This is a genomic window from Congregibacter sp. (assembly GCF_965660375.1).
Classification (GTDB): Bacteria; Pseudomonadota; Gammaproteobacteria; order Pseudomonadales; family Halieaceae; genus Congregibacter.
The window spans coordinates 1-2,930 of sequence record NZ_CBFHZO010000038.1; the positions used below are offsets into that span (position 1 = coordinate 1).

The 2,930-nt window shown below is 57.7% G+C and carries 2 protein-coding genes; one reads left to right on the plus strand and one right to left on the minus strand.

Going from position 1 to position 2,930, the window contains the following annotated elements; translation table 11 throughout:
- Nucleotides 1-1,656 (minus strand): M1 family metallopeptidase (locus tag ACTG3T_RS03295; RefSeq protein ID WP_439100843.1); only part of this gene is annotated, 1,656 nt, incomplete at its 3' end.
- 117 nt (nt 1,657-1,773) lie between these two features.
- Between ACTG3T_RS03295 and ACTG3T_RS03300 the strand changes: the two genes are divergently transcribed.
- The coding region (locus tag ACTG3T_RS03300; protein ID WP_439100844.1) for a M1 family aminopeptidase at nt 1,774-2,930 on the plus strand (1,157 nt) is incomplete at its 3' end.

A 2,930-nucleotide genomic window follows, 5' to 3' on the forward strand; every position in this document is an offset into this window, starting at 1 on the left:
CGTAAGGGCCGCCGCGGGCTTGCTGTAGGCGTTGGGTCCCAAACGCAATACCGAATCAGACTGGGTCATGACAGGCACCTGGTTGGGCGACATCATGTACTCAGGAATCATATCGAGAACGTTGGTCTCGTTGACGAGCGAATTGGAGATACGACGGAAAGCCGGAAAGTCTTCTTCCCACTCAAGCTCGGCGACGTATTCCAAGAAGGTATTCAGACCCTCATCCATCCAGGTCCACTGCCGCTCGTCGGAGTTCACCACCATGGGGAAGTAGATGTGCCCCACCTCGTGGATAACAACGCCGATAAGCCCGTACTTGATGCGTCGGGAATAGGCCAGCTCAGCGGCCGCCCGGGACTCTGCAGAATCGGGATCTTCCGGCTTGGCGCGGGGCGGATCAGGACGATAACCATTAAAGGTGATCATGGGGTATTCCATGCCACCGCCTTCCCAGGTGTTTACCGACTGCGCCGTCGGGTAGGGATAGTCAAAGGAGAAGCGGCTGTACACATCCATGGTGTGTACCACGGCCTGGGTCGAGTACTTGGACCAGACGGGCTCGGCTTCGTTGGGGTAAAAGGACATAGCAAGCACGCGCTCGTGCTTGGCACCCGGCTGCTCATGGACCATGGCGTCCCAGATGAATTTGCTGGAGCTGGCCCAGGCAAAGTCCCGCACATTCTCTGCTTCAAACCGCCAGGTGCGCGTACCGGCAGCCTCTGACTTTTCGTTCTTCAGGGCTTCTTCAGGCGTCACAATAAAACGCGGCTTATCAGAGCCTGCGCTTGCCAGTCGTTCTTGCTGCTCGCTAGTGAGCACATCGCTGGCGTTCGCCAGAGCGCCCGTAGAAGACACCACGTGATTGTCCGGCACGGTCAGGGATACGTCGTAATCACCGAACTCGAGGGTGAACTCACCGCTGCCTAAAAAGGCCTTGTTGTGCCAACCGTCATAGTCGCTGTAGGCCGCGAGGCGCGGGAACCACTGGGACAAAAAGAAGATCTGCGTGTCGGACTCGTAGAACTGCTCATAGCCACCGCGGCTACGGACCGTATCCCGCTCGATAATGTCGAAGGTCCACTCCACATTGAAGCTGACATACTCACCGGACGCCAGTGGCTCCGGTAAATCCACTCGCACCATGGTGTCCACCACGGTAAACGGCAGGTCTTCGCCGGAATCCCCGGTAAAACTCAGATTGCGATAGCCATAGTCCCCGATAGATACCGCCTGATGGTCGCGCAGATTGCGGTAGGACACGCGATCGGAACCCACGGTGCGGGAGCGTCGATCAAGGGAATCGCTCTTGAAACGGTTCTGGTCCAGTTGCAGCCAGAGATAGCGCAGCGCATCCGGCGAATTATTGGTGTACACAATCCGGGCACTGGCATCGATGCGGCGGTCATCGGCATCGAGACGCGCGTCAATATCGTAGTCCGCCTGCTGCTGCCAATAGGCGTGACCCGGGGCTCCCGACGCCGTGCGATAGACATTAGGCGACGGCAGTTCCTGGCCGAGCTGGGCAAAGGCCTTCGCCCCGGAACCTATGACTTCCTGGGCATGAACGGTTGAAGACAGGGGAGTAAGGCCCGCCACGACGAATCCCACGGACAGGAGAATTGAGCGATAGCGCATCATCAGATCATTTGCCGTCAATAAAATTAGCCGCGAAGAGTAGCAGATGCTGCGGGGTTTTGGGGAGTGCCGGAGCCTGCGCGCCAACGGGTCGCCAATCAGGTATCGTCCCTCTTTTTGCAAATACAGGACCTAGCCGTGAAGGGATTCCTAAAGTCGGCCACGGTGTTTTTATGCTGTGCTCTGGGCGGCTGCGATGCCGGCAATCAAAGTGCAGGCACCATGGACGAGTCGGGCACTGCCACACAAGCTTCGCAAGGTAGGGAACAAATGACTTTCTCGGTGGAACCGGGCGTCTCGGCGTCATTGGCCAAGGACCGCGCTGAACGCATCTCGAAGCTCAGCTACGATCTGCGCTTTTCAGTGCCCGACGATCCGGCCATGCCTCTTGAAGGCCGCGCAATCATTCGTTTTGATCTGGCGCGAAACGATAGCCCCCTCGCTATCGATTTTGCCCAGAATGCGGGCATGGTGTTGTCCGTCAGTACTGGCGACACCGCCGTTAACTATAGTTTCCACAACGAACACCTGATCATCCCGGCAGCCGCGCTGCGGACTGGCACTAACGGGCTAAGGCTGGACTTTGTCGCCCCGCAGGACGCGGTCAATCGCAACCCCGATTATCTGTTCACCTTGTTTGTACCTGATCGTGCCCGCACCGCTTTCCCGCTATTTGACCAGCCCGACCTCAAGGCTCGCTACACGCTGACACTGGAGGTACCCAAATCCTGGACGGTGCTGGGTAATGGCCGCCAGGCGAGTGTAAAGGAGAGCGATGGGCGCAGAGTGTTCCGCTTTCAAGAAACCCGGCCCATTCCTTCTTACCTGTTCTCCTTCGTCGCCGGTGAGTTTGAGGTCGTCAGCCAATCAATCCGCGGTCGGGAAATGACACTCCTGCACCGGGAAACCGATACCGACAAACTCGCGCGAAACCTCGACACCATCTTTGAGATCCACGCAGATGCCCTCGCCTGGCTGGAAGACTACACCGCCATCGACTACCCCTTTGAAAAGTTCGCCTTTGCGCTCATACCGGATTTTCCCTACGGCGGCATGGAGCATGTGGGCGCCATCCAGTACCGCGCATCGTCGCTTTTGCTGGAGGAGTCTCCTTCAGAAAGTCAGCTGCTCAACCGCGCGCAGCTTATCGCCCACGAAACAGCGCATATGTGGTTTGGCAACCTGGTGACCATGCGCTGGTTTAACGACGTCTGGACCAAGGAAGTTTTTGCCAACTTTATGGCGGACAAGATCGTGAACCCGCAGTTTCCCGACACCGATCACGACCTCAACTT